This is a genomic window from Tateyamaria sp. ANG-S1, assembly GCF_000814025.1.
In the GTDB taxonomy this organism is placed as follows: domain Bacteria; phylum Pseudomonadota; class Alphaproteobacteria; order Rhodobacterales; family Rhodobacteraceae; genus Tateyamaria.
Genome location: NZ_JWLL01000010.1, coordinates 75563 through 101445 on the forward strand (window position 1 = coordinate 75563; position 25883 = coordinate 101445).

Annotated in this window: 20 protein-coding genes; 5 read left to right on the top strand and 15 right to left on the bottom strand. The window is 60.9% G+C overall.

Going from position 1 to position 25883, the window contains the following annotated elements; all coding sequences use genetic code 11:
- Positions 1–67 precede the first annotated feature (67 nt).
- The 13 genes from tagF to RA29_RS18680 form a co-directional block, all read right to left on the bottom strand.
- A complete protein-coding gene (tagF, locus tag RA29_RS18620; RefSeq protein WP_039688838.1) occupies positions 68–1459 on the bottom strand; it encodes a type VI secretion system-associated protein TagF in 1392 nt (463 codons plus the stop codon).
- A gap of 3 nt (positions 1460–1462) precedes the next feature.
- Complete coding sequence (tssM, locus tag RA29_RS18625) at positions 1463–4954, bottom strand: type VI secretion system membrane subunit TssM (RefSeq protein WP_039688840.1); 3492 nt, start codon at positions 4952–4954, stop codon at positions 1463–1465.
- Positions 4951–6414, bottom strand: a complete 1464-nt coding sequence (tssL, locus tag RA29_RS18630) for a type VI secretion system protein TssL, long form (RefSeq protein ID WP_152613080.1) — start codon at positions 6412–6414, stop codon at positions 4951–4953. The genes tssM and tssL overlap by 4 nt, the downstream gene beginning before the upstream one ends.
- 29 nt (positions 6415–6443) lie before the next feature.
- Positions 6444–7775 (bottom strand): type VI secretion system baseplate subunit TssK, encoded by a 1332-nt coding sequence (gene tssK / locus RA29_RS18635; RefSeq protein WP_039688841.1) that lies wholly within the window; start codon positions 7773–7775, stop codon positions 6444–6446.
- 16 nt (positions 7776–7791) lie between these two features.
- A complete protein-coding gene (locus RA29_RS18640; RefSeq protein WP_039688843.1) occupies positions 7792–9048 on the bottom strand; it encodes a hypothetical protein in 1257 nt (418 codons plus the stop codon).
- The gene (tssG, locus tag RA29_RS18645; RefSeq protein WP_052249777.1) at positions 9045–10025 is read right to left on the bottom strand and encodes a type VI secretion system baseplate subunit TssG; all 981 of its coding nucleotides are present in this window, start codon (positions 10023–10025) and stop codon (positions 9045–9047) included. The genes RA29_RS18640 and tssG overlap by 4 nt, the downstream gene beginning before the upstream one ends.
- A gap of 1 nt (position 10026) precedes the next feature.
- Positions 10027–11802: a type VI secretion system baseplate subunit TssF gene (gene tssF, locus RA29_RS18650; protein ID WP_039688845.1), complete on the bottom strand. Its 1776-nt coding sequence runs from the start codon at positions 11800–11802 to the stop codon at positions 10027–10029.
- A complete protein-coding gene (tssE, locus tag RA29_RS18655) occupies positions 11795–12325 on the bottom strand; it encodes a type VI secretion system baseplate subunit TssE (protein WP_193743580.1) in 531 nt (176 codons plus the stop codon). Before tssE ends, tssF begins: the two co-directional genes overlap by 8 nt.
- Positions 12326–12329: 4 nt before the next feature.
- On the bottom strand, positions 12330–13118 hold the full coding sequence (locus RA29_RS18660) for a type VI secretion system accessory protein TagJ (RefSeq protein WP_152613081.1): 789 nt from the start codon (positions 13116–13118) through the stop codon (positions 12330–12332).
- Positions 13115–14539 carry a type VI secretion system contractile sheath large subunit gene (gene tssC / locus RA29_RS18665; RefSeq protein WP_052249780.1) on the bottom strand — a complete coding sequence of 475 codons (1425 nt, stop codon included), beginning with the start codon at positions 14537–14539 and terminating at the stop codon, positions 13115–13117. The genes RA29_RS18660 and tssC (RA29_RS18665) overlap by 4 nt, the downstream gene beginning before the upstream one ends.
- Before the next feature lies 1 nt (position 14540).
- Complete coding sequence (gene tssC, locus RA29_RS18670) at positions 14541–16019, bottom strand: type VI secretion system contractile sheath large subunit (protein ID WP_039688846.1); 1479 nt, start codon at positions 16017–16019, stop codon at positions 14541–14543.
- Positions 16020–16021: 2 nt separating this feature from the next.
- On the bottom strand, positions 16022–16537 hold the full coding sequence (tssB, locus tag RA29_RS18675; protein WP_039688848.1) for a type VI secretion system contractile sheath small subunit: 516 nt from the start codon (positions 16535–16537) through the stop codon (positions 16022–16024).
- 114 nt (positions 16538–16651) lie between these two features.
- Positions 16652–17695 (bottom strand): type VI secretion system ImpA family N-terminal domain-containing protein, encoded by a 1044-nt coding sequence (locus RA29_RS18680; protein WP_082029614.1) that lies wholly within the window; start codon positions 17693–17695, stop codon positions 16652–16654.
- A gap of 300 nt (positions 17696–17995) precedes the next feature.
- Here RA29_RS18680 and tssH point away from each other — a divergent pair, with 300 nt between their 5' ends.
- The 5 genes from tssH to RA29_RS18705 all read left to right on the top strand — a co-directional run bounded on the left by tssH (position 17996) and on the right by RA29_RS18705 (position 23990).
- Positions 17996–20578, top strand: coding sequence for a type VI secretion system ATPase TssH (gene tssH / locus RA29_RS18685; protein WP_039688850.1), 2583 nt, complete (start codon positions 17996–17998; stop codon positions 20576–20578).
- A 70-nt stretch (positions 20579–20648) separates the two neighbouring features.
- Positions 20649–21125, top strand: coding sequence for a type VI secretion system tube protein Hcp (locus RA29_RS18690; protein WP_039688852.1), 477 nt, complete (start codon positions 20649–20651; stop codon positions 21123–21125).
- A 90-nt stretch (positions 21126–21215) separates the two neighbouring features.
- A complete protein-coding gene (locus RA29_RS18695) occupies positions 21216–22379 on the top strand; it encodes a hypothetical protein (RefSeq protein ID WP_039688854.1) in 1164 nt (387 codons plus the stop codon).
- 340 nt (positions 22380–22719) lie between these two features.
- On the top strand, positions 22720–23118 hold the full coding sequence (locus tag RA29_RS18700; protein ID WP_039688856.1) for a rhodanese-like domain-containing protein: 399 nt from the start codon (positions 22720–22722) through the stop codon (positions 23116–23118).
- An 8-nt stretch (positions 23119–23126) separates the two neighbouring features.
- Positions 23127–23990 (top strand): MBL fold metallo-hydrolase, encoded by an 864-nt coding sequence (locus RA29_RS18705; protein WP_039688858.1) that lies wholly within the window; start codon positions 23127–23129, stop codon positions 23988–23990.
- 100 nt (positions 23991–24090) lie between these two features.
- Here RA29_RS18705 and panC read toward each other — a convergent pair whose 3' ends face one another.
- Together panC and panB are read right to left on the bottom strand one after the other, a co-directional pair.
- Positions 24091–24945, bottom strand: a complete 855-nt coding sequence (panC, locus tag RA29_RS18710; protein ID WP_039688859.1) for a pantoate--beta-alanine ligase — start codon at positions 24943–24945, stop codon at positions 24091–24093.
- Positions 24942–25775 carry a 3-methyl-2-oxobutanoate hydroxymethyltransferase gene (gene panB, locus RA29_RS18715; RefSeq protein WP_039688862.1) on the bottom strand — a complete coding sequence of 278 codons (834 nt, stop codon included), beginning with the start codon at positions 25773–25775 and terminating at the stop codon, positions 24942–24944. The genes panC and panB overlap by 4 nt, the downstream gene beginning before the upstream one ends.
- Between the last annotated feature and the right edge of the window lie 108 nt (positions 25776–25883).

Consider the following 25883-nt stretch of genomic DNA (forward strand, 5'->3'; position numbering starts at 1 on the left):
GCTCTCTAGGTTGTTTCGGTAAGCTCTCACGAAGCATAAACGTTTCAACGGGTGGTGACGCGGCTCGTCAGTCCCCGTCATTGCGCGACCGAAGCCGAACGCACATGGCGCTTGCGTCACACGACGCCCCGGCAATCAATGCGTCTTGCGTGAGCTCCTCAACTGCTGCACGGGGCGTTGATGCCCGCGCCAATGTATGCGCAATCTCCTGTTGGCTCAGCGCAGTGGTGACACCGGGTGATGCCAGTAGAAAGCAGTCTCCGGGTTCGACCTGCCCGATTGCAGTCGAGGGTGCCGCCATCTGGTCCGCACCCAGTGCTTGCGTCACAACCCCGCGCAGCCTGGTATCTACATGCGGGCGGTTCAGGGAAAAGAGCGTTCCGTCTCGAAAGAGGAAGGCGCTGCAATGGCCAACCCAAAGTAATGCATACCGCCGCGCTTGCACCAGCAATACGATTGCAGACGCCGCAACCGGATCCTCAGCGGCCGTGGCCATACGCGCACGGGCTGAAAGCCGAGTGTTGGCCGAGCCGAATTTTCCCTTTGCGACTGCGATCAGGTCGCTCATTGAAAAAGGATCGGCAATGTCCTGAAACACCGGCACCAGACCGTTGATTTGTGATGCCAAGGACGGCGCCGACCCGATCCCGCTGAGCAGCGAGAACGCCTGATCATCTTTGTTGACGGCGGTGGCCTCGGTCAGTGTAGCGCTGCGTGCGCCTCGCAGACATGCGCTTGCGTGGTCCGCTTTAAGTAACTGAACAGGTGCGGGTGTTGGCGCAGGTGTTCGCGTTTCGCTGGGTGTTTCCGTCAAATGCAACCGGGTTTGCGGGTCCGGTGTGTCCTCGTCCGGTGGCGGCGGCCCCATGAACATGTCCGCAAACTCCGACGGGGATGGCAGGGCGCGTGTCAGGTGCGCGCGCGCGCCATCGGTGCCGGTCCACCAATAGGCGACAGGGGCTTCGGCATCCGCGACATCCGGAGGTGCGAGATTGCGCAACGCTCCGAAAGGCAGTGCCTCGACCTCCAGCGCGAGGTCGGTGGGAAGCTCGGGCGCCCGCAAGCAGGACATCACCAGCGCTTCGGCGGCATCGAAGAAAGCTGTGTCTTCGGTCAGCGCCATCGGATCGCGCTCTCCCAGATCAGGGCGCGACACGGCGATCACCAAGGGGAAGTACCGCCCCACGCGGTCGACCGATGGCATCATGACGCCTGCCACCGGATCAGGGCCTCGCCCGCCTGTTTCAAGAACGAAGCGCCAGACAGGTGTCACCAGAAACGCATCAAGCCATCCGCGCCCAAGGCTCTTTTGGCTTTCCCGCATCGCGGCGCGTAGCCAGTGGTCGAATGTGGTTTCGACATCGCGCGGCAGGCCTCCGCTCACGAAATCGCCTGCTTGCGGAATTTTCCCAAAAAAGCCGCGCCAACCTGTTCGAACGGGGTCCGGAGCAACGGACATGTTTTAGAACCCCTCCGGGCATCGAAACGCCGACAGCGCGGGCAACATGAATGGGTTGTTCACGCTTCCCGATGTGATGCGGAATGTGACCTCTCGCCCGTCCACGAGGAAGGTGGCGTCGAACCTGTTGTCATTTCTTGGCGTGGTTTGCGCCTTGTCGAGCAACCTGAATGGTGCCCAGACCCCAGTTGCAGTTGGCGCCGTGGTCCTGTCACCGGGCAGCAGCATGACGCTTGCGATGTCGCCACCTTCTTCGGGGGGCCAAACAAGCCGCGTGCCATCTGACAAGTTCTGGCGGAACGCCGCCCGTGCACTGCCCACGAAGAACAGTGCGACATTTGCGTTCTCTGCAATATCGACAAGGTCCACAGACAGTTCGACCCGCGGTTCGGCTATTCCATTGGGGAAAAAGGCGTTGCGGATTGCGGCTGCACGTTGGAATTGCTGGAGCGCGCTTGCATCGCTGGCCTCACCAGCAAGGCCACCGCTGAACGTCCAGGGGTCCGTCGTGGTATCGACAATCTGCGCAAGATGTTCGTCAAAGAAGGTCTTGAACAGGCCTGTGGGACCAAACATCGCAATGAAGTCACTGCGCGTCACCTCGGTAGAAGCTGCCACGCTGAACGGGTATCGGTCACTAACGGCCCGCCGACAGGCCGCAGCACCTTCGGCCCGCCATAGCCGGTCCGCGCCGGCGCGGGCTTGCCCGACAGAGGCTTCGGCAACCCGGGATGCGATGGTGACAACCCATGTGTCTGCCGGTGCATCCAATTGACGTCCGGCTGCCATGAGCGATTGCGCAGCATCACGTAGACCGTTTTCGGATGCAAGTGCCTGTACTGCAGCAGGATCAGGCATATCCAACCGGTTGAGCTGTTGAAAGACCTCATCATAGAGCGGTGTCAGTGACGACAGTGCATCAACGGTGTTGCCATCACCATCCGTCTCACCCTCAAGCGAGCGGCGGAGCGGCCCGAAGGGATCAGGTGCGGCGGTTGGATCAAAGGGCAGTTCTGCGAGGTTGATCCCTGCCCCATCCGAAATCCCGGTCAGGTCGGTCTGTACAACGATGTCGCGCACAAGGCGGCCCAACGGATCAGACGCCGAAGCAAGGGCCGACATCATATCGGCGGCCTGCCCGAGACTGTCCGTTTCGGCCACCGTCGTATTCGCGATCGCGTCCCGCCAACTGCGCTCGAATTCGCTGTAGTAAAGCGCGATCGCATCCATCGCGATCTCGGACGGGTCGGTCCGCGTGGCCGCGCCCGGTCCACGCACCCAGTCCTCGCTTGCTGCAATTTCCGCCAGCGGGCCAAGTTGAGGTATCACGACCTGCCGATACCCGGTGCTGGTGAAAATCCCATCAATGCGCACACTTGCCATGGCATCGGAAAACACCTCAGTTGCTTGTGGGCCTGCAACGCCTGCGGGCCGCCAATCGCTCAACGCGCGCGTCGCCTCGCGCACAGCGAGCAGGTCCATCACCCGGCGCGCCGGGTTGCGTTGCGCAACTGTTGCGCGCACGTCAGCCACAAGATGGTCGTCGATTTCGAGTACCGGTAGCGTCCCCTTATCCAGCATCGCGGTGACATGTTCCAGAAGCGCGTCTCGCGTCGCTTCCCTGCCCGAGCCGGGATAGAGTTCGGCGAAAATGCGTTCCGATTGGGCCAGCAGCCCGTCGCGATCAATTGGGCCAAGGCCCGCGAGCGACAGATAGTGTTTGAGCGTCTCAAAGGCGCGTGCTTCGGATGTATCAGGGTCCTTCAGGATGTTCTGCAATGCGACCATGTAACGGGGCAAAAGGTAGGCCCCCAACGCCCGAGCATAGGCCACGGAGTGCCCTCGTTCGATCCGGGGGCGCCGATCCATGCCCAGCCCCGCCCGCTGCAGCGGTATCGGACCAACTTCGATGGTGTCGAAGACATCAGGGCTGCGCGCAAGCCGTTCGAGCGCAGGTAGGACGCGCAGAAAATCCTGATCCTGCACGTCTCGGACAGGGATCGCATTTGTCAGCGCCTCGTATTCGACAAGGCTGGTGTCGATTGCCGCAAGGGATTGCCGGTTGGCGATATAGCCAAAAGTCCAACTGGCCAGGAAGAAGGTGGCGATCAGCGCCGCCGCCGCCGTTCCAAGCGATGTTGCGATCTGTTGGCGACGCCCGACCCGGCTGTCCTGTGTGACAAGTGCCGCTTCGCCAAGGATCACGTCGCGAAACAGGCGTTCGACAAAATAGGTCCGGTTCATCGCGGACGCGCGGCGGGGAACGCCCGGAACCGAAGCTGGCTGCGCTGCATTTTCCTGCGTTGCGGACCCGAAATAGATCCCGCGCAGAAGCGGCTCGGACACGGACCCGGTGCCCGAAGACAGCTCTTCGATGATTTCACGCAAGGCATCGTGCAGGGCTGCCACCTGCGCTGGAAAACGAAAGATGCGCCCGCGTTCGGTGATGTCGGTTTCCTGCTGGAGCCGTTCAACGAGCATCGCGTTCAAGCGCGCCAGCAAGGCGTGGAACTCGCGGGAAAACACATCGGCCAGATCACTCTCGGTGACAGCGCCGCGTGTTTCTTCAGCTTCGCTGTAGGGGAATGTGATGCCCCAGACCTGTCGCCGCGCTTCCTGTCCCAGTGCGTCAAAGAAACGCCGAAAGCCCGTCAGCCGGTCAGCCTTGGTCAGCACGATGTAGATGGGGACACGCGCGCCCAGTGCGTCTTCCATCTCGGTCATGCGCTGACGCATGGCGCGGATATCGCGCAAGCGCTCTTCTGGGTCCTGGGTCAGAAGGTCGGTCAGGGACAAGGTCAGGATGACACCGTTGATCGGTTGTCTGCGTCGGGTTTTGCGCAACATCGTTAGAAAGCCAAGGAACCCTTCGCGATCTCTCGCACGGCCTGTTTCCTGCGTAGTATAGCGGCCCGCCGTGTCGATCAGAACGGCCCGATCCGTGAACCACCAGTTGCAGTTGCGCGTGCCGCCCACGCCCTTGACCGGGTCGGCCCCTTCCGCTTCGCCCAAGGGGAACTTCAGGCCGGACCGCGTGAGCAAGGTGGTCTTGCCTGCCCCAGGCGCGCCCATCATCAGATACCAGGGATATTCGTAAGCCGCGCCAAACCGACGCTTTGCCAGCCTGCGCATCGTCTTAAGAGCCGTGCGAAGACGTTCGCGCAACGCGGCGATTTCTTCGCGCGTTTCACCGGCTTCGATGTCTTCCGGGCTTTCCGATATCGCGTCATCTTCGGCCTGCGCCCGGCGGCGCTGACGTAGCCATGTCACGCCCGCGTAGATAAGCCAGATGAAGACCACGATGGCGATGGCGATCAGACGCGGACGGATTGGAGCCAGTGGATAGCCGCCGCCATATGGCAGCCGCGGGCCAAACATCCAGATGATCGCGCAGATGGCACCCACCCAGATCAGGGAGGCAAATCGCGGTCCAAGCACCGCAACATAAGACGAAACATTGGACCGGAACGAGGTCCACATGCCAAGCGGGTTCATTGTGCTGCCTCCTCGGGAGTGATCAGGCCATCCGGGTCAGGCAGGCCTTCTGTCAGCAAACTGTCGGGCACGCGCGCACCGGGTTCGCGCACGAGTATTTCGGTGCGCCGGTTCGCTTCCCTGCCCTCTTCTGTCTCGTTGGTGGCGATTGGGCGATTAGGGCCCAGTCCATCAATGGTGATACGCTGCTCTTCGACATAGGGCAGCAGTAGGTCACGCACGGCGCTCGCGCGGGCCTGGCTAAGAAAGTAGTTGTTGGGGAACGGGGCTGCCCTGATGCCCACATTGTCTGTGTGTCCCAGAACGGTCACGTCGAATGTTTCGGCCGCAAGGGCCTGTCCGATGCGGTCGAACACGTCCACAAAGGTTTCTTCGATCGTGGTGCTGCCCGATCCGAAGGCGCCGTTGTTTGCGATGCGGACCAGAACGGCATCCTCGGCCCGGAACAGCCGCACCAGACCCTCATCCACTTCGGGCTGCAGAAAGGCGACGAAAGCGTCGATGGGCGGCGTCTGCGGTGGGCTTTCAGGCGCGGGTGGAGGGGTAACCAACGGCTCAGGCTGTGGTTCGGGTTCCGGCGCTGGAGGCTCCGGCACATAGAGGGACGGCGGACCATCCGGTGGCAGAACGGAAAGTTGCGCCAGCGTTCCATCGGCGGCGCGGTTCAGAAGGGAGGTGTAGACGATGAACACCACCAGCAAGGCCAGCAACGCGGCACCGGACAACAGCCAGAACAAAAGGCCCGCACGGATTGGGTTGTGGGCGGCATCCTCACCACGCCATTGTGGTGACAGATCACGTTCGACGATGTCGAACTGCGTGCGCAAGGTACGGAACAGGTTTTCACGCACAAGCGCAAGTTCGGCCAGCCCGCGCGATGACACACGCGCGCGCCCTTCAAATCCAAGCGACAGACACAGGTAGATGAGAAGCAGAAGATCACGGTTGTTGCGTGGTGTTTGCTGGAAATGGTCGAGCAATGCGAACACCTTGTCGCCGCCAAGGACGTCGTGGTGAAAGGTCGACACCAAACCCTCGACCGCCCATTCACTGCCCCAATCGGTGTTGCGGATCACATCGTCCAACGTTGCGCAGACAACGTAGTGCGCGGCCCGCGCCTGATCCGGAAGCGTTCCAGCTGCGGCCAATGCGGCCTCGTACCGCCGGGCGGCTCCGGTCAATTCGCGGCGCAGTTCCGGAACGGCTGGTGGGTTCTGGCCTGTTCGGAGAGCGTGGGCGAGGTTGAGAAGCGGCGCGGCCTTGGCAACCATGTCAGGCAGGTCGCCGCCAGAGAACCGGAACCCATTCAGAATGTCCCCGACCGACAACTCTGCTGCCGGAGCCGGTGGGTCCGTATCGACGACCTGCGGTGCAGGGTCCGCCGGAGGACGGGCGGCGCCCGGTGTGGGCAAAACGATACGCGGTGTCTCGTCATCCTCTTCAGGGATGCGTTGCGACACCTGATCCTTGTTTTTTCGGGCTTCGTTGCTCACCCTCTGATACCCCACAATTCAAGGTCGATACCCGGGATGTCAGTCGCAAGATGGATGGCAAGTGCGCCGCCTTCGGTGGCATCGGCCCATAGCTCGTCCGAGGTTTCGAGTTCGAAATAGACAGAGCCCGCGCGGAACGGCAGCTGTCGTGGCGCGACGGGCGACGGGCGGATCGGGATACCCGGTAAGGCGACGTTGACCAGTTCGCTGATCCGCTCGACTGGCCCGATCTTGATCTGGTTGGGCAGCGTACGGCGCAACTGTTCGACCGGCAATTCGGACCGGGCCGCCAAAACCATGGCCGCATCGGATTTCAGCCCTGCATCTGCCAGCATACCGACACGCACCCCGTGGCGGCGCATCTCAAGCGGTATGGGCGTGGCGGACTGATCCAGAACGGCAGAGAGAGACCGGCGCAACTCGTCCATCACCGGGGCAAAGGTCGCTTCGGGATCCATATGGCCGTAGGGCGGCAGCTCGGGCGCGAGATTGTCGGATGCAATGAACGTCGCCAGTTCCCCTGCCAGCGCGACAAGGGTCGCAAATATGCGTTCGGGGTGGATCTGCCCGGCTTGCGCTTCGAGGTGCGCGACCAGCGGTGTCGATCTGTTGAGGGTTTGAAGCATCATGTAGTCGCCGATTTCCGCCGCCCCCCTGATGGATGGGTCGCCGATGCGGCGCGCAATGGCGGCGGAACGGTGTTGAAGCAGCCCAACCAGTTCTGTGAGGTACCCTTTCAGTCGCGGCGATGCCCCGACCTGCATCACTGGCGGGATCATCGTATCATCCAACACCACCCGAAGATCCGCGCCTGTCTCAATGACGCGCGCGACCGGCAGGCATTCAAAGCCTTCGCGTTCATCCCGGTCGGTTTTGAGTGAGAGTTCAAAGCGGCCCACCTCGATCGCGGCGGTAAAGGCCGTATCGGCATTCGCGTCCTCGGCTTCGTATTCGACGCGGCGGTGCCGTGCTGTCCCGTCGCCAGCCGGGCCATATTCGTCTTGTCCACCCTTCGCCATGCGCACAGCCAGGTAGACGGTTGTCGCACCCGATCCTTCGGCCAACTGAACGGGCGCGGGCAGATCGGCAAGGTCGGGGGCGGAGACCGGCGCGCCATCCGGCAACACGCAGGACAACGACGACAGCGCGACCCGACCGACCCCGAGAGCGGAGCGATCAATCTCAAGCTGCGTGAATCCCCAAGAGTATGGGCTGAGCGCGGCAGTGCGATCACGCAACATGCGCTCGGTCCATCGGTCCGCTTGCTGAAAGTGCTGAACCTTGAGGAACATGCCCTCGGTCCATGCGACACGGTTGTCAGTTTTCACGAAACGTCTTCTCCTGTCATTTCCGCGGTTCGCCACCGGGTGTGGGCAGCGGGAACGGTGTTTCGTCATGTGTTGCGTCGTCTTCGGTCTTGGCCGAGTGCGCGCGGATTGCGGCACTCAGAGCACGATCCGAAAGCGGCGGATCATCGCGCCCGCCCGCAAAACGTTCTTCATAAAGAGCCCAGGCCCTGGCAGCGGTGCCGACCCGCAGCGTATTGGTCGCATTTGCGCGCAGGCTGTCCGGATCAAGCGCCACACGCGCAGCGGCAGCAAAGGCATAGGCACCGTCATGCGTGGCCGCGTAGGTGCGCGCCAAGGCGTCAAGCCGTGCTTCCAAATCTGCGAGGGCACCGCCCCCGGATTGCACGGCGCCGAGGATCATATGGATCGCATCACGCGGTGCTGGCCCAACTGCCTCGCTGGCCCGATCGGCAGCGCGGTTCAACGCAGCACGCTCCAGCGCAACGATACCATCAAGGGCGGTTCGCAATATGACCCCCAGCGCTTTCATCGCGTCTTGGTTCAGATCATCGAGTTCATTGGCTGAAAGACCTGCGCCGTTCAGGAAGGCCAGCCCATCTGGTCCGATGCGGCGATTTTGCTGCAAACCGTCGCCAATGGTTTGCGCTGCCACGACATGACCTGTTGGGCGTGATTGCCCGCTGCGCGCATCGGTGTCAGAGGCGTTCGCGTCGCCTTTGTCCGTGTGCCAGTCGTCAGGCAGAAACGTCCCGCCTGAGTGCAGAATGTCGAGCGGCGTGTCACGTTCCCCGTCTTCTTCTGTTACCTCAGCACGGTGATCGAACCGGCCCAGCCGGTCCCAATCGGGGCGTTTTGTCCCAGGTTCACCGGTCAGCCTTGAAATCCAGTCGTCGTCTGAGCGGGCTTGCACAGGGCTTTCGGCAGTGATCCCACCGGGTGCGATATCGGCCAGGATGGTGCTGATTGTGGGGGCTGCCGACGCGCGTGCATCGGTCAAATCATTGCGGAAACGCGCTGCGATCCGATGCGACCCCAAGCCGATCACCGCACCATCGGACACGGTCCGCGCCTCGCCCGTCGCAAGGGCGCGCTGGTCCAGATGCGCGGTGCCGCGCACCAGAACAACGCTTGCCCCGCCGCTTTCGGCAGTTACGCGCAATTCGCCGCCACTGTCCTTACCGCCCGCAGCAAGCGACCATGTTGCGTTTGGATAGGTTCCAACGGTGAAGGGTTGCCCGGCCTGCACAATGCGCCTGTCGCCAGCGTCGAGGTGTTCGAGAACCAATGTCATGCACACAGCGCCTTTTCGCTGTCGATGATCGCTTCGACGCTGTCTGTGGCCGCATCGGCATCGCGCGCCCAGCTGTTCCATCCAAGGCGCGGCGCAGGGCCGTCACCGCCCAATCGGGTCTGTGGGATGTCACGTCGATCCAGAACAACCTGAATGTCAAAATCGAGGACGGGACCGACAGCAAACCGAACCAGTCGCGCCAGGTCGCGAAGACGCGGCTGGCCTTGCTCTAGCGACAGGAAATCGGTGTAGCGCACCGGGCCGACCACCAGCCGGATTTGGCCAGCGCAGTCGCGTATCCAGGACCCTGTCGTTGCATCGTCATCAAGACGTCTGGTGCCATTCAAGCATGTTTGTTCGTCCGGCAGTACCTGACGCCACTTTAGTTGGAACTGCTGCACCTTTACCGGCAATCCCAGATGCCTGTGGGCGATGGCCTCAAGGGCCACGGCAGAGCGCGTGCGTTGGGCCAGTAACCCGGCATGCACAAGCGTGGCGTCTTGAAACAGCGGCGCCCGCGCTTCAAGCCCGGGCGTCGCCAGACCGATCAAGGCGTTTAAAGCTTGCAGAACACCGTTCGCGCGCCGCGGTGCCCATTGTAGAAGCACGGTCAAATCATACTTGGCCGCCGCCCGGGCAAATAAAATGGCGAGCCGGGATGAGAAAAGGTCGAGAAACGCCGCCAGACCACCCGCGCGGCGGCGGCGATCAGCAGCAGCGAGTTCGGTCCAGGCCGGTGGCAGTGGCGATAGTGGGCCTACCAATCCGGCAAAGCTGGCCTCTAACCGCACTTCGGTTGCGTCCACAGACACGCGCGAGATTGCAGTGGGCGCAAGCGTGCCTGTCGGCGGTGCCGTGATGTGAATTGGAACGCCCCGGCGTTTGGCTTCTGTCTCCGCCAGTCTGAGCGCGGTCATCGGCTCGAACAGGTGCGGATCCTGGCACAGACGGTCAAAGGAATGGTTTGGGGCAGTCATGTCAGATCAGTGCTCCTTCGCCCGAGCGCGCAGGAAAACGCGCCAGAACATCAAGCCGGTTCTTCATTCGGACGCTCAGCCGGGTGAAGGTATTGATGGTCGTGTAGCAGCCAAAGAAACGGTCCAAAACGGAAGCAAATACAACCGCTTGCCCGGAAGAGATACGGCCGTCATCCAGGGTGAGCGTGATGTCGGTTCCGGTCACGTTCATGCCTGACATACGTGCCAGCCCTGTCTCGGTCTCAACCCTGTCAATGGCATCAATCATCTGCGTCATCTCGGGACCGTCGCCGGGGTCGTAAAGCCGCAGGATTTCGCGCAGTGTCGCGGCACCACCCGATTGCAGGGACAGGTGGTTCAGTGACAGATGCGACATCAGTTGCCAGGCCCGGTCATCATCTGCGGCAGGGCGTCGCGGCGCGGTTGGTGCCCGCAGGCACGCGATGCCTGCGACGTGATCAATCGGAGCGGACAGAGCGAGTCGGGGTTGACCGCCACCGAACGGCAATTTGCGTGGCAGCATCCCATTGGTGGCCAGGATGTCGACCCCAGCTGTGCCAGCATCAGATGCCGTATCCACCCCGCGCCTGTCTAAAAAAGCGAGCGTCGTACGACCGGTGCCATCCTCCTTCCGCGATGTATGCCGACGCAGTTGCCAATAGACCTCGCCCTCCCGCCTGTCAGTCAGCCGGTGAAAGAGCGGTGGTGCGACCTGCGTTTTGCCATCGGACCCGGCGATTGTGACACGGGTGACTGAATGGACTGCGCGGGTTTCTGGGCGGCGGGCATCTGCGGCCAGCGGATATGCCGTTCGACTGCCATCCAAGGCGATTGGTTCCGCTCTGGCCGGAAAGAGGTTTACGGCAGGTGTCGCATGCAACGTGACCGACCCCACACCAACGCGGGCCAAGGTGTCATCCGGGGAACTATCAAAATACAGGTACACATCCAGCCTGTCGGTCTCCCGCAAAGGCCCGAGGTCAATGTCGAAGAACAGAAACTTCTCCGAGAGTGCGGCGAATTCGGCCAGGCTTCGGTATCCTGCGAAGCTGCCCTTTGGCCAAGGTGTCAAAGCCGTGTCAGCATCGAAGCCAACCGGCGTGACGGACGACGCAGGAAGGCGCCGTGCATCAGGATCGGAAGCATGGGCCGCAAGCGCCACCCCGACTGTCGATTGCAGCAGGAGCCGGGCCAGGCCCTGCGCCTGTGCCGTTGGCCCGGACAGGAACAACCGAAGCCGATCAAGCCCCATGTCATTCAACGCCACCTTGCCTGTCGTTTCTATCGTCAGGCGCAGGCAAGCCGCAGCGCTTGCAGGTGCTGAGGGGGCTTCGAACGGGCGGGCACGCAAGCGCGTCTCGGTAAGCCGGATAGGGGCGAGATGCACCTCTTGTGTCGTTGCAAAACAAACGCGATCCCCATCAATCGGTTCCGATGTCACTTCGGTCCCGCGCGGCACTGGAAGCGCACCGTCCAGGGCCGGATCCGGGGCGAAGGAAAGGATCGTAAAGGATGGCTGCGGCGCGAGATAATGCGGGTACAGGGTTTCGAGCAGCCCGTCGGTCAGTTCCGGCAACCCGTCCTCGAGCTTCTGACGCACCCGGGCCGCAGTATAGGAAAAGGACTGGATCAGCCGTTCGATGTTTGGATCATCTGCTGCATCGTCAGACAAACGCAAACGGGCGGCAATCTTCGGGTGCGCTGCGGCAAAGCGCGCCGCGCGTTGCCGCAGCGCCTCAAGTTCAGCGTTGTAAAAGTCGAGAAAGCGGTCAGCCATTGCGTCCTCCCCTATTTCCGCCCGCGCTGCTCGTCGTGTCGCTAACGCTGAAACGGCCCGCGACCGGATCCATTGCAGTTTCAAACACGATTGGGGGCAATCCGGGTCGCGCCACATGGCGTGCCTTGATCCGGAGCCTCAGATGCCGACGCGAAGGTATCGGGTCCGATACCAGATCCACGGTCAGATCACTGAGCCGTGGTTCGAACTTCTCGATCCGTTTTCGGATTTCCTCGGAAAAGGCCTTGCGTTGGGCCTGCGTCACCAGTTCCGCTGAAAAGAAGTCTCCGGACCCGTAGCTCAGCGCGCTGTCGCCAAGCTCCATAAGATGTTGCGGCAGATGACGGGGTGCTGTGCGCGTGTTCAGGAGCATCTCCAGATCCCGACGCAGCGCAGCCCGCAGCCCGGCAACTGTTTCCATGTCGGTCCTGGGCGGGTCTTCGGACAGGTCGGGATCAAGGTCGATCAGCCGATCCAACAGGGCCGGAGCAACGCGATGTTCCTGCGTGTTTCTCTGTCGCATTTGATCAACCATTGAAAACCACAGTGGTTGGGTCCAGCAGGCCGCCGAGGGTGTCATTGAGCAGATAGGATCGTTGCCCATGTCCGCGGGTGACGTCAGGCACCACTTGCGAGAAATCGGTTACGCGGCCAAGCATTTCAGCCCCACTGCGCGGCGCATCATAGATTGCTGCGAGCCTCAGGTCGGCAGTCGAGCCGTCACGCAACCTGAGCCGGGCCGGTCTTGCCAGTACGTCAAACGGTGCAACGACGGGCTCAAAATCAATGCGTGCAATGCGGGCGAGATCAATCCACAGGTAGTGTCCGCCAGGTGTCAGCGCCTCCACCGCATGCGGCAGCCGATCATCAACATCCCGCAGGTCTTCGACCTCAACCTCGTCCCAGGTTACAGGGCATGTTGCCCGTGTGTCTTCCAGTTGCTTGGCCAGTGCAGCAGCTTCGGTGTCATCCCTCGACTTAAGTGCCACGTTCAGTGCCATGGCGATTGCATCGGAGGGTGTTGGCGCGCCCGGAAATTCAGGTGCCGCACCGTCCGACCACCACGCTGCTCGCGCGTGCAAGGCCCGCAAATACTGGCGGAATTCTGACAGCGCCACCGTATGTCCCACGCTCTGAACTTGCGCCATCTTGGCATGGGTCTCTGCCCGCTCCAGATCTCCGGACAGGGCCAGAAGCTGGGCAAGTGTGACGCGCAGCTCAATATCATTTGGCGCAGATTTGACGCCTGTGACAGCGGCATCCACCGCCTCTGATATGGCGTCCTGAAATAGAAGTTCGCGAACTGAGATACTCACGCGATGGCCCTTTCCACGCCAGCCGGAGCCTCGGAGACGAGGTGAAAGCTGGTCGAAATGTCGTCGAGTTGAAAATGTGGTTGCAGCCTGATCGTTGCTGCATAAGCGCCCGGTCGCCCTGGCAGGGGTGCCACACGGGCTGATGCGTCGCGCAGCGGATACTGCGCCTTGAGTGCTGGATCTGCATCCTCATTGCCCAGGCAATAGCCCCGCAGCCAATCGTTCAGCCCCTTTTCGATGACCTCAGGCGGCGCAACAGACCCGATCTCGTCCCGCATCAGGACCTTGAGGTAATGTGCAAAACGCGACGTGCAGAGCACATACTGCAGCATGGCCGAGATGCGCGCGTTTTCGCTGGCAATGCCGGTACCGAAACGGGCGGGCTGATGCAGCGACGGGTTGGCGTTGAAGACAGCGGTTTCACTCATCGGCAGAGTGCTAAGCGGTATGACACCGCGGGCAATCAATGCGTCTTCTTGCGTTGCCGTGAGGCGCAGCGTTGCGGGTGGCTGGCGTGACAGGCCGTGGCAATCCACACCAAGGTCGTGGCCGGGCCATCCCGGCACCGTGCCCGCACCCTGCGCTTCATCCTGGGCGCCTCTGATCGCGGCGAACCAACCTGACCGCAGGTAGGCTGCGACAACGGTCACAGCAAAACCAAAGGCACCGGTTACGGTAAGGGGCGCACGCAGGTCTTCGTCGAACGTGAACCCGTCTGCGCGGGCAGGCGACAGGCGCGTACGGGGCGCACGAATGACAAGATCCGGTGCAACAAGACCAAGAAAGCGCGTATCTTCTTGCTTACGCAGCGCCGACCAACGCATGTTTTGCGCCCGCTCGCTTTGGCTCGGTCGACGCTCGGACAGGTCCGTGTGCGGAGCGATCCGGTCATAGCTTTCAACCCCCAGCAGATCAGGAGCCGCGCCAAGCACAATTGGACAGAATGCGCCCGCACCGACGGCCGATAAGCGCGCCAGTGTTTCGACCTGATCGCCGCGGGTGCGATCCGTGGCCGAAGACACCGCGTAGTCCCCAACAATCAGACCAAAGGGCACGCCACCCGGCATCCCGAATTCGCCGTCATGCACAAGGCGGTGCAGATGCGATTGATCGAACTCCACCGCACGATCAAGGTCGCGCACGACCTCGGGCCATGCGGCGTCAAATACGCGCACGATAACTTGTCCATCCGATCCGGCCTGCGCAACAAGCCGCGCGAGGGCACGCCAGCGCGCCTCCAATGCACGGACCTGCGGAGCCCCGAGGATCGCGTTGACCTGGCGCGTCAGGGCGGCGTCTATCGCCGAAATGAGCCTATCGACCCGGGCCGCGATATGCGCGAAATCCGGGTCCGGTTCATCGAACAACGCCGCCCCGGCACCGCCCGCGTGATGCGGGGCGATGACGGGTGCAGTTGTCATGTCACTGCTTCTCCGGAATCCGCGCCACCATCCGCAGGGACGTGGTTAGTTCTTCCATCTGAAGCCAGGGACGCAACCAGGCCACGGCGTTGTAGCTGCCGGGCTTGCCGGGGATCTCCTCGACCGACACACGCGCGTCGCGCAGCGGATAGGCCGCCCGCATTTCGGGGCCCGCATCGTCATTGGCGTTGACGTAGTTGTTGATCCAGCGGTTCAGCCAGGCTTCGCAATCCTCCGGCTCCATGAAAGACCCGATTTTATCGCGACCGATCACCTTTAGGTAATGCGCAAACCGCGACGTCGCCATCATGTACGGCAGACGGGCCGAGATTGCGGCATTCGCGGTCGCCTCGGGTCGATCGTATTTGGCCGCCTTGTGCGTCGTCTGCGCCCCGAAGAACACGGCGTAGTCGTGGTTTTTGTAGTAGCACAGCGGCAGGAAGCCCATAGCGCCAAGCTCTGCATCGCGCCGGTCGGTGATCGCAATCTCGGTCGGGCACTTGATGTCCGTGTCACCTGCATCGGTTGAGAACAGGTGCATAGGCAGCCCGTCAACCTTGCCGCCATTCTCTGCGCCGCGAATGGCCGTGCACCAACCGGTCTGATTGAACGCTTCGGTCAGGTTTGCGGCCATCGCATAGGCTGCGTTCATCCAGCAATAGTTGTTGTGTGGGATGCGGTCACCTTCGAACGAAGCGGCCTCATCATAGCTGAACTCGTCAATCGTGCGCGTCGTTGGGCCGTAGGGCATACGGGCAAGCACGCGGGGCATGGTCAGTGTGGCAAAACGGCTTTCGTCCGATGCCCGGAAGTTGCGCCATTTCGAGTATTCAGACGCATCGAAGATTTTCGACAGATCGCGTGGCTTCGACAGTTCCGTATAGTCATCGAAACCAAAGAGCTTCGGTGATGCTGCCGAAATGAACGGTGCAAAGGCCGCGGCAGAGACCTGACTGATGCCTTGCAGGCATTCCAGATCCTCAAAGCTGTTGTCGAACTCGAAATCTCCGATCATTGCGCCCAGAGGCTCGCCGCCCGGCGTGCCGAATTCGTCTTCATAGATAGATTTGAACAGCCGCGACTGGTCAAATTCCACGGCCTTGGCCAGATCACGTCCGATTTCGGATTTCGATGCGTTCAGTACGCGGATTTTCAGGTTCGCTGAGGTGTTCGAGTTCTGCACCAGATGCCACAGACCGCGCCACGACCCTTCCAGCTTGGAAAACTCCGGGCTTTGCATGATCGCTGCCAACTGGACGGATATTTGTTCGTCCAGCGCCTCAATCGCCTTGGTCAGTGTGATGGTCAGATTGCGATTGTAGCTGACGGTGCCATCGAGCGCGGCGTCGGTCAGTGTCTTGAGCAGTTCCTTGGTGCGGTCCGGTTCGGTCTGCCGGGTTGCGCCAATGACACTGTCCAGAAGTGACTGTTCATTGACGGCCTGGGCTGCGCCCGCCTCGGTTTGAAATTCGGTACCCATTCTCACTTGTCTCCTTGATCACCGGTTTGCGCTTCGAGCTGATCAACAACGTCCTTGATCGCGGTATCGTCCTGCAGAAGTTTCTCCAGCAGCGTCTCAAGCTCTTCAGAGCGGTCGGCCTTGGACAGCAGGTCACGCAGCTGATTGCGGCTTTCCAACAGCTTGTTCAGCGCAGGCACCTGGCTGACGACCTGCGCCGGCTCAAAATCCTCAAGACGGGAAAAGGACAGTTGAACCTTCATTTCCTCGTCCGCATCGCTAAGCGTGTTTTCGACGCGGAAATTCAGCCCGGGTGTCATCTTCGCCATCACGTCGTCGAAGTTGTCTTTGTCGATTTGGACAAACTTACGCTCGCCGAAGGGTTTCAGCTTTTCGGTGGGATCGCCTGAAAAGTCGCCAAGGACGCCGACCACAAAGGGCAGCTCCTTTTCGACCATCGTGCCTTCTGTTTCGACTTCATATTTGATGTGCACGCGCGGTTTGCGCACGTTGTCGAGTTTGTCGTGAATACTTGCCATGGGTGGCCTCCTTAAAATTCGGTGAAGTTTCGAGGTGGGTTTGCACCTGCAATTGAAATGCGTTTCGCGGATTCAGTGTGCGCGTGCGGCAGGATCGCAGCGTTTTGTGTTAGGTCACTCTCCGTTCTGGTTCTTGTCTGGTTGGCGCCCGATGCCTGCGGTGGTCATCACGGCGGTGCGGGCGTGTTCGTCCGGGATCAGTTCGGCCAGCAGGGTCGCAAAATCCATGCGCCCGCGGCGGACCAGCGTCTCAAGCGCATCGGCGATGGGTGAATGCGGTTCGGCACACCGGAAGTAAGCGGCAATGCGCAGCATCTGGTCAAAGGCGTCCTCGCGCGACGAAATTGTGCCGGATGAGGGTGTGGTTGCGGGCGGCCCGTCTGACATTGCAACCGTATCGCCGTTCGGGGCCTCATTTTCAGATACATCTATATCAAGGCTATCTGCGGCCAGACTGCGAATGGTCCGCGCGGCCTCATCCAACGCGTCTGCAATTTTGTTGAACGGTGGGGCTTCGGGACCGAGAAGATCACCAAGAAGGTTGTCGCAGCGTTCCAGTTCAGAGCTTGCATATTGTATAGCGTGAAGTTGGGCGCTGACGGCTGCCTGCCCGGATTGGGCCAGCGCGTTGGATACTGCTGCACTGCCGCCGCCATCGGTCACATTCCAAAGCCCATGCTCGCCGTAATTGCCATCCGGTGACAAGGGGACGAGGCGCAGGGGTGCGATCAGCGTGCCTTCCCGCCCGACGCCGTTCAACGCGCCGATGATGTCAAATGGACGGTCGAGGGCATCTTCCGGTTGCGGGTGCAGATTCGTTCCGTGCGCCGCGATCATGTCAGCGAGTCGCACAAGCGATTCGCCCAAACCCGTGAACCCATCAAGTCTGGTGCGCGCCTCAATCAGCCACACCGCGACTTCTATATCCAACCCGATTTCGTCGAGCAGATACGCCGCTGTATCGGCGACATGTCGCCAATCCGGCGCAATCTTGAGTACACGCTCTGCGGGTTCCGCCCCCTCCTGTCGGCGTTCTTCCGCTCGCGCTGCTGACCGGGCATCACGCAAGCGGCGATAATCCGCTAGCGCTGTGCTGGATTCCCGCGGGTTCTCGCCAACCGAGAGGGCTGTTTGGGGAAGCCTGCTGTCGTCTGGCACCGTTTTACTCTCCTACCGTAAATCATGTTTTTTCAATAAAAACCGAGACTTAATGAAATTCACATCTCGATTCGTACAAAACCGTACCCGAGCAATTCCGGAATTCCGAATGGATAATTTGCTTGAAGAAAGTTCAACTGACTGAGACCTTCACTGGTAACGAAGGCGTGTGATCGTCAGCAAACCTTGAAGCGAATTCAGCGTGTTTCAGGGCGCTTGTATTACAACCTTTGAATGTATTTTAATGCGTAAATTCTTGCGCTGTAACGACGAGCAAATCGTTTTGATTGATGTGTAACTATGTCCCAAATTGATCTGCATGTTTTGATTTCCCGGCTGGCGCCAGATGTCTCAGCCACCCTCGAAGAAGCCGCCGGAATTGCGGTGCGCCATGGGCATGGAACGATTGAGCCAGAGCACTGGATCGTCGCCATGTCCGCGTCAAAGCCTGCCGCCGAGGCCATCGAAGCGGCTGGCGTCAATCCTGACGAAGTGCGGTCCCAGGCCCAGCTTGCGGTGGATGGTTTGGCGCGTGGAGCGGCCGCGACCCCCACAATGGCGCCAGCGGTTGTCGATCTGGCACGCGAAAGCTGGACGGCTGCCAGCTTGCGGTTCGCGCAAAGATCAATCACCGCAGAGACACTGTTGTACGTCCTGACCAGCGACACCGCCCTAAGCGCCAACTTGCGACGCGCGGCACCCGCATTGCTAAAGCTGGACAAGGCCGTCCTGCAGGACCGGATCAAAGCCTCTGCAGACACACATTCGCCGGACGATCCCTCGCCCGCTGTTGGCGGCGAGGATTTCCTGGCGCTCTACACCCACGACCTGACAGCGCAAGCCCGCGATGGAAAGATCGACCGTATCGTGGGTCGCGATGCCGAATTGCGCCAAATGGTCGACATCCTGCTGCGCCGCCGCCAAAACAACCCGATCCTGCTGGGCGAAGCGGGTGTCGGCAAAACCGCCGTTGTCGAAGCCTTCGCCATCATGATCGCTGATGGGACAGCACCAGGGCCGCTGAAGGACGTCACGCTCTATACGCTTGATTTGAACCTGCTTCAGGCGGGCGCTGGCGTGAAGGGCGAATTTGAACGGCGTCTGACCGGTATTCTTGACCAAGTCAAAGCGGCTACAGGCCCTGTCATCCTGTTCATCGATGAGGCACATGGCCTTATTGGCGCTGGTGGTCAGGCGGGCCAAGGTGATGCTGCCAATATCCTCAAGCCTGCCCTTGCGCGAGGCGAGTTGCGTACCATCGCAGCGACCACTTGGAGCGAGTATAAAAAGTATTTTGAAAAGGATGCGGCCCTCACACGTCGCTTCCAACCGGTCAAAGTCGATGAGCCTGACATCGAGACAGCCATTCGCATGATGCGCGCCGTTGCGAGCAAGTTCGAAGCGCATCATGGGGTGCCCATCCGGGAAAACGCATTGCGTGCCGCCGTGGAATTATCGGCCCGCTATCTGCCCGAGCGCCAACTGCCGGACAAGGCCGTCAGCGTCATTGACACCGCGGCCGCAGCCGTCCGTCTGTCGCGCGAAGTCGATCCCGAAGCGCTTGAACGCCACAGGACCGAGGCCAGGCATTTGTCGGCCGAGATCGCGCGGCTCGAAAGCGAGCCCACGCTGTCCGGCGCGAAGGAAAGCGACCTCAAATCACTGCGCACCGCACGCAGTGCTGAGGAAAGTGCCGCCGATGCGGTCGCGGGACAGCTCAGCACACAACGCGCGCTGGCGCAAACAGCGGATGAGATCGCCACGGCAGACCAAGCGGACCTGCCCAAGCTCGCAGAAGCCGAACGCGCGCTGGCCAAGGCTGCGGGGGAAGCGCCGCTGGTGCATCGCGTCGTTGATGCAGATGCCGTTGCACAAGTGATCGGGCGCTGGACCGGTGTTCCAACCGGTCGCCTGATGCGGAGCCAGATCGACGCTGTCGAAACGCTGGATCAGCGCCTCAAGGCGCGCGTGCTGGGTCAGGACGCAGCCCTCAACGCGCTGTGCGAAGCAATGCGCGTTGCGCGCGCGGGATTGGGCGAGGTGCGCAGACCGCAAGGCGTGTTTCTGCTGGCCGGTATGTCAGGCGTCGGAAAGACGGAAACGGCGCTGGCACTTGCGGATGAGCTTTATGGCGGCCAGCAAGCGTTGAGCGTCATCAACATGTCGGAATTCAAGGAAGAGCATAAAGTATCGCTGCTCATGGGATCGCCCCCCGGCTATGTTGGCTACGGCGAGGGCGGCGTGCTGACCGAAGCGGTACGGCGCAGGCCCTATGGCGTTCTATTGCTTGACGAAATCGATAAGGCGCACCCGTCGGTGCAGGACATTTTCTATCAGGTCTTTGACAAGGGTATGCTGCGCGACGGTGAGGGTCGCGATGTGGATTTCCGCAACACGACGATCCTGATGACCGCCAACACCGGCACGGAAACGCTGGCCACATTGGCAGAGGACCCCGATGCCATGCCTGCGCCCGAGACGCTGCCCGATCTGATCCGGCCGGAGCTTTTGGCGCATTTCAAACCCGCCTTCCTCGGTCGGCTCACGGTGGTGCCATACCAACCGCTCGATACAGAAACCCTGAACGGCATTGTTGATCTGCAGATCGCCGGCATCGCGGAGCGGTTGGCTGGAAGTTACGATGCACAACTCAAGATCACCGATGCCGCCCGCGATGCGCTCGGCGCCCGCGCGAAATCAAGCGAAACCGGCGCTCGGGCAATCGAGGCGATGCTGTCACAAAAGGTCCTGCCCAAGCTGGCTGACCTTTTCCTGGATTCGGTCACCCGCGGACTTGTGCCGCGGGTGGTCGAACTAGACGTCGATGAGAGTGGCGAAATTTCTGTCGCCGCAATCGGAAAAAGGAGACGTCTGGCAAGCTAGCCGCCGCTGTGCTTGCCGAATTCGATACCACTACAGACTGCAACCCAATTGACTCAAGGAGCAATACAATATGCCAATCTACATGCAACTCGACGGTGTGCCTGGTGACGCGACGCACGAGACCCACCGTGAGTGGATGGACATCGAAACACTGCACTGGAACGTGGCACGCAACATGAACACGCAGGCCGGTTCCACCGCGAACCGCGAGGCGTCCGAGCCAACGGTCAGTGAAGTGGTTCTGACCAAAGTGACCGACAGCTCCTCGACCAAACTGTTTGCCGAGGCCTGCACCGGTCGGACAGGCAAGCTGTGCACGATCCATCTGGTGACCACCGGCAACCCCGGCGACACCTATGTCGAGTACAAGCTGACCAACACGCTGGTGTCGAACTACTCGGTCGATACGTCGGGCGACCGCCCGGTTGAGACCATTCGTCTGAACTTCACCAAGATGGAAGTGAAGTACATCCCGCATGACGAAAACCACAGCCCGCAGTCGCCGATGATCGCGTCCTACGATCTGACAACGACCAGAGCTGCGTAAGCGCATTCGGCCGATCCCCGCCTCCGCAGGGGTCGGCCCACCTTTTCTGCCCAAACTCCATTTTGTCAGCGAAAAGAGGGACGCCCTACCATGGCCACCGATGCAAAGACGAGGCTTGAAGCGCACGCGCGACGGCTCGGTTCGATCAAGTCAGACTACTACGGACATGTGTTTCAAGGCGTTGCCGGCGCTTATTCAGATGCGTTTAATGCATTCAACAAAAAGCTGGATGAACAAAAGACCGCCGACGATCTGAAGATGGAACTGGCGATGACCGTGCTGATTGTGGCCGCCGTCGCCGCCGCGCCCATCGCTGCGGGCAGCGCCGTCACAGCACTTGCAGGAACCGCCGTTGGTAGGACCATGGCAACCTATTCAGCACGTGTTGCCTCATCGGGTGTTGCCACGTCGAAGGCCGTGCAATGGGCCGTCTCGCAAGGGGGGGCCCTGCACTCTGCAACCACCCAGCTGTCCAATCGCACCGTGGTGAAAGCCATCTGGGCGCCTGTGCGGTCCGAGGTCGCCAGTTACGTGCGCAAGCAAAGCGCAAAGCAAGCGACACGGATGACCACGGATGTACCCGGGCTTGAGATTGAAACAGGCAACCCCAGCTCCCTGCTGCGGGCGATGACGGCATATGTAAAAGATTCCTACGCCTATCTTGAAACGCAGATTGAGGCAGCGATTGCCAGCGATGGGCACAAAGATATTCTCGAAGCATTTGCCGACGATCTGGACAAGCACCCGTTCCTCAAACGCCCGCCGACCATCGACGAAGCAACGCTGGCAACGATGCGCCGCCGCTTTGAGTTGGCGTTGTTTCTCGACTACCTGATGCAATTTGATCGTTTGGAAGTCACGACATTCAGCCACCATACCCGGAAGGATGCGATCCCTGTCTACACGACGACATCCTCCGCAATTCCAGCGCTGCCGGGGTCGCCCGACTACCCGCGCAATGTCTCCAAGCAGTATTCGCAGGAAGGCCAGCGTGTTGTTCACCGTGATCCAGGCAACAAGGTCGAGGATCGTATAAACGAGTTGATGGCCGCTGAACTGGACGCGAGCAACACGCTTGTGCAACTCAAGGATCTGCCGCGTACGCTGATCCGGGACCGGTCCATCTTTGAAACCGGCCCCTTCGGCCCAGACGTGGATGCAAAGGCCATGCGCGACAGTGCGAAAGTGCTGCGTGCCCTGAACGACGCATCACCGCTGGTCAAACTGATCCCCGCACAGATGGCGGCGGGGTAGCAGACACCAGAGAGGTGCGCCTTAAGAGACGAACGCCAGCATCGACATATGTCGTGCCGAACTGGACCTCGATTGGAAGATCGATGCTGGCCCACCGACCTCACCTACGCGCGTTGATCAGCGACTCTTTGACGGCCAACTCGTAACAACCGTACAGGCATTTTCACCCGTGAAAATGTCAGAAACGGGTACAAATCTAGGTCCGTGCAAAGGCAACAACCGTCACCCGCAGCGCCTTGGCCCATAATCAGTGGGTTTTAAGCACAGCTCGCACGGGCACAGAAACCTTGCCGAGAGCGTCATCCGCTGGCACAGTTTTGCCCGCAATACGGAGACGCACATGGCCCTGAAGACAACTGCCGCCCAAATGGTCGCAGATGCGCGCGCCCGCATAAGGGAAGTTGAGACCACAGACGCCATCAAAATGGTCAATGACGCCGACGTGGTTATCGTCGATATCCGCGACATACGCGAACGTCAGCGCAGCGGCTACATCCCCGGATCGGTACACGCCCCACGCGGCATGATCGAGTTCTGGGTGGACCCCGACAGCCCGTACTTCAAGGACGTGTTCGGTCAGCCAGACAAGACCTACCTGTTTCACTGCGCCTCCGGCTGGCGATCGGCCCTCACCGTCGCCACATTACAAGACATGGGATTTGATGCGGCACATCTGCGCGAAGGGTTTTCAACCTGGGAAGCGCAAGGAGGGCCGGTAGAGAAGGAGGACAAGACGTGACACCAGACATGACCTGCCATCCGATTGTAACACCGTTCTTTGATGAACGATCCAACACCATCTCGTATGTTGTGCAGGAGCCCAACGGACGGGCCTGTGCAGTAATCGACGCCGTGATGGACATTGACTATGCCGCAGGTGCTTTGAATTTCGACGGCGCGGACAGGATCATAGCCCATATCCGCGCCAATGACCTGCAACTCGACTGGATCATTGAAACCCACGTCCACGCCGATCACCTGTCCGGTGCGCCATACATACAGGACGCCCTTGGCGGCAAAATCGGCATCGGTGCCAAAATCACCGAAGTGCAGGACACCTTTGGAAAGGTGTTCAACGAAGGCACCGAATTCCAGCGGGATGGCTCGCAATTCGATGCGCTTTTCAAAGATGGCGACACCTACGAAGTTGGCGCAATGACCTGTTTTGCCATCCACACACCCGGCCATACACCGGCCTGCATGGTGCATGTGATGGGCGATGCAGCCTTTGTCGGCGATACGCTATTCATGCCGGACGGCGGCTCCGCCCGTGCGGATTTCCCCGGCGGCGATGCGGGCCAGCTTTATGACAGCATTATGCGCGTTCTGTCCCTGCCCGACGCGATGCGCCTGTTTATTTGCCACGACTATGGTCCCGGCGGGCGGGCTATTGCATGGGAAACCACGGTGGCCGAAGAACGGGAAAACAACATCCATGTAGGCGGAGGCAAATCACGCGCGGATTTCATCAAGTTCCGAACCGAACGGGACGCGCAGCTCGCAATGCCAAGCCTGATCATTCCAGCATTGCAGGTGAACATGCGGGCGGGCGAGATCCCGCGCGATGATGCGGGCGACATGGCGCTCAAGGTGCCGTTGGGCAAGCTGTAGCGGTCTTTGACGCAAAGACCCGCTGGAAATCGGCGCGATTTCCGGTCCCAACTGCGGCTTTCTGCGTCAGAAAGCCCACGGAGTTTGCGTCAAACTCCGTTTACCTGGCCAAAGGCACGTCGATATTGTCGATCAACCGCACCCCCGCCATGTAAACGGCGGCAAACAATCGCGCCGGTGTGCCCGCCCGTTCAATCAAGCTGAACGTATCGTTTGTCCGCATCTCCAGATAGTCGATGTCGCCGAACCCCGCCGCGGCCAGACGCGCCTCGGCATTTGGCAGCAGATCAGCCATAGATGCCCCCTGCCCCAACTGATCAACCATGTCTTCCATGACCTCGTTCAGCGCCGACGCACGGCTGCGCGCCTGATCCGACAACAGCAGGTTGCGTGATGACATGGCCAGCCCATCAATCTCCCGGATGGTCGGGCAGCCCACCACCTTAACCCCGAGGTCCAAATCACGCGCCAACCGCCGGACGACCTGCAATTGCTGAAAATCCTTCTCCCCGAAAAACGCCAGATCGGCGGAGGTTTGGGTAAAGAGTTTCGTGACAATCGTGGCGACCCCATCAAAATGACCGGGCCGATGCGCCCCGCACAGCACGTTGGTCAAGCCATCAACGCTTACAGTGGTGGCAAAGCCGTCCGGGTACATCTGCGCACCGTCAGGCACGTAAATCGCATCGACAGCAAAGCGCTCCAGCTTGCGCGCGTCCTCGTGCTCGGTCCGGGGATAATTCGCGAGGTCCTCGGGATTGTTGAACTGCTTGGGGTTCACAAAGATGGTCACGATCACCCGGTCGCTCATCTCCTTGGCACGCGCCACGAGGCTCAGGTGCCCGTCATGCAGCGCACCCATGGTCGGCACCACGCCAATCGTTTCGCCCGCCCTCTGCCAACCGCGCGTCATCTGTCGCAACTCGGCCAAGGTACGCACAATTGGCGCAGTCATGCCTTGGCTCCCGGAACGACGTCTGCAAAGACATGCTCCGGCCCGGGAAAACGACGCGCGCGCACGTCCTCAGCATAGGCGCCGATGGCTGCTTCACCGACTTTGCCCAGTTCCGCATAACGCTTCACGAACTTGGCCTTGAAGGCAGTGAACAGGCCCAACATGTCATCCACCACGAGGATCTGGCCGTCGCAGCCTGCGGACGCACCGATACCGATGGTCGGAATCTCGACGGCTTCGGTGATGTCGTTGGCAAGCCTTTCCGGCACCTTCTCCAACACCACGGCAAAGGCTCCGGCCGCCGCAACGGCCTCTGCATCCGCCTTCAGCGCAGCCCCTGCGTCACCCCGGCCCTGTACCTTGTAGCCGCCCAGCGTGTTGATGGATTGCGGGGTCAGGCCCACATGCGCCATCACCGGAATACCCCGCGCCACAAGGAACGCGATGGTGTCGGCCATCGCCACGCCCCCTTCCAGCTTCACCGCCCCCGCACTCGTCTCTGCCATCAGGCGGGCTGCATTCCGGAACGCCTGTTCGGGGCCTTGCTCGTACGAGCCAAAAGGCATGTCGATCACCATCATCGCCGACGACAGCCCCCGCGCGACGGCCTGCCCGTGCATCACCATCATCTCCATCGTCACCCCCAGGGTCGACGGCAAACCATGCAGCACCATGCCAACGCTGTCGCCAACCAGAACAAAATCGCAATGGGCATCCATCATCTGCGCCATTGGTGTTGTGTAGGCGGTCAAACTGACAATGGGCGTGCCGCCCTTCATGGCGCGAATGTCGTCGGGCAAAGGGGCGGTCTTGCGGGCGGTGGCGCTCATCTTCGGGCCTTTCGCTGGTCGTTTCGTGGGCGCAGATACCAGCCTTCCGCCCTCTGCGCCACTGAACAAAAGGCGCACCAGACTTGCGCGACGCCACGTTTGCGGGAA

Coding starts and splice junctions, on each gene's coding strand:
- tssC (WP_052249780.1), bottom strand. CDS start 14,539: ATGACAACTGCACCCGTCATCGCCCCGCATCACGCGGGCGGTGCCGGG.
- RA29_RS18700 (WP_039688856.1), top strand. CDS start 22,720: ATGGCCCTGAAGACAACTGCCGCCCAAATGGTCGCAGATGCGCGCGCC.
- tssB (WP_039688848.1), bottom strand. CDS start 16,537: ATGGCAAGTATTCACGACAAACTCGACAACGTGCGCAAACCGCGCGTG.
- tssM (WP_039688840.1), bottom strand. CDS start 4,954: ATGAACCCGCTTGGCATGTGGACCTCGTTCCGGTCCAATGTTTCGTCT.
- tssE (WP_193743580.1), bottom strand. CDS start 12,325: ATGCGACAGAGAAACACGCAGGAACATCGCGTTGCTCCGGCCCTGTTG.
- tssF (WP_039688845.1), bottom strand. CDS start 11,802: ATGGCTGACCGCTTTCTCGACTTTTACAACGCTGAACTTGAGGCGCTG.
- RA29_RS18705 (WP_039688858.1), top strand. CDS start 23,127: ATGACCTGCCATCCGATTGTAACACCGTTCTTTGATGAACGATCCAAC.
- RA29_RS18640 (WP_039688843.1), bottom strand. CDS start 9,048: ATGACATTGGTTCTCGAACACCTCGACGCTGGCGACAGGCGCATTGTG.
- RA29_RS18695 (WP_039688854.1), top strand. CDS start 21,216: ATGGCCACCGATGCAAAGACGAGGCTTGAAGCGCACGCGCGACGGCTC.
- RA29_RS18690 (WP_039688852.1), top strand. CDS start 20,649: ATGCCAATCTACATGCAACTCGACGGTGTGCCTGGTGACGCGACGCAC.
- tssG (WP_052249777.1), bottom strand. CDS start 10,025: ATGACTGCCCCAAACCATTCCTTTGACCGTCTGTGCCAGGATCCGCAC.
- tagF (WP_039688838.1), bottom strand. CDS start 1,459: ATGTCCGTTGCTCCGGACCCCGTTCGAACAGGTTGGCGCGGCTTTTTT.
- panB (WP_039688862.1), bottom strand. CDS start 25,775: ATGAGCGCCACCGCCCGCAAGACCGCCCCTTTGCCCGACGACATTCGC.
- panC (WP_039688859.1), bottom strand. CDS start 24,945: ATGACTGCGCCAATTGTGCGTACCTTGGCCGAGTTGCGACAGATGACG.
- tssH (WP_039688850.1), top strand. CDS start 17,996: ATGTCCCAAATTGATCTGCATGTTTTGATTTCCCGGCTGGCGCCAGAT.
- tssC (WP_039688846.1), bottom strand. CDS start 16,019: ATGGGTACCGAATTTCAAACCGAGGCGGGCGCAGCCCAGGCCGTCAAT.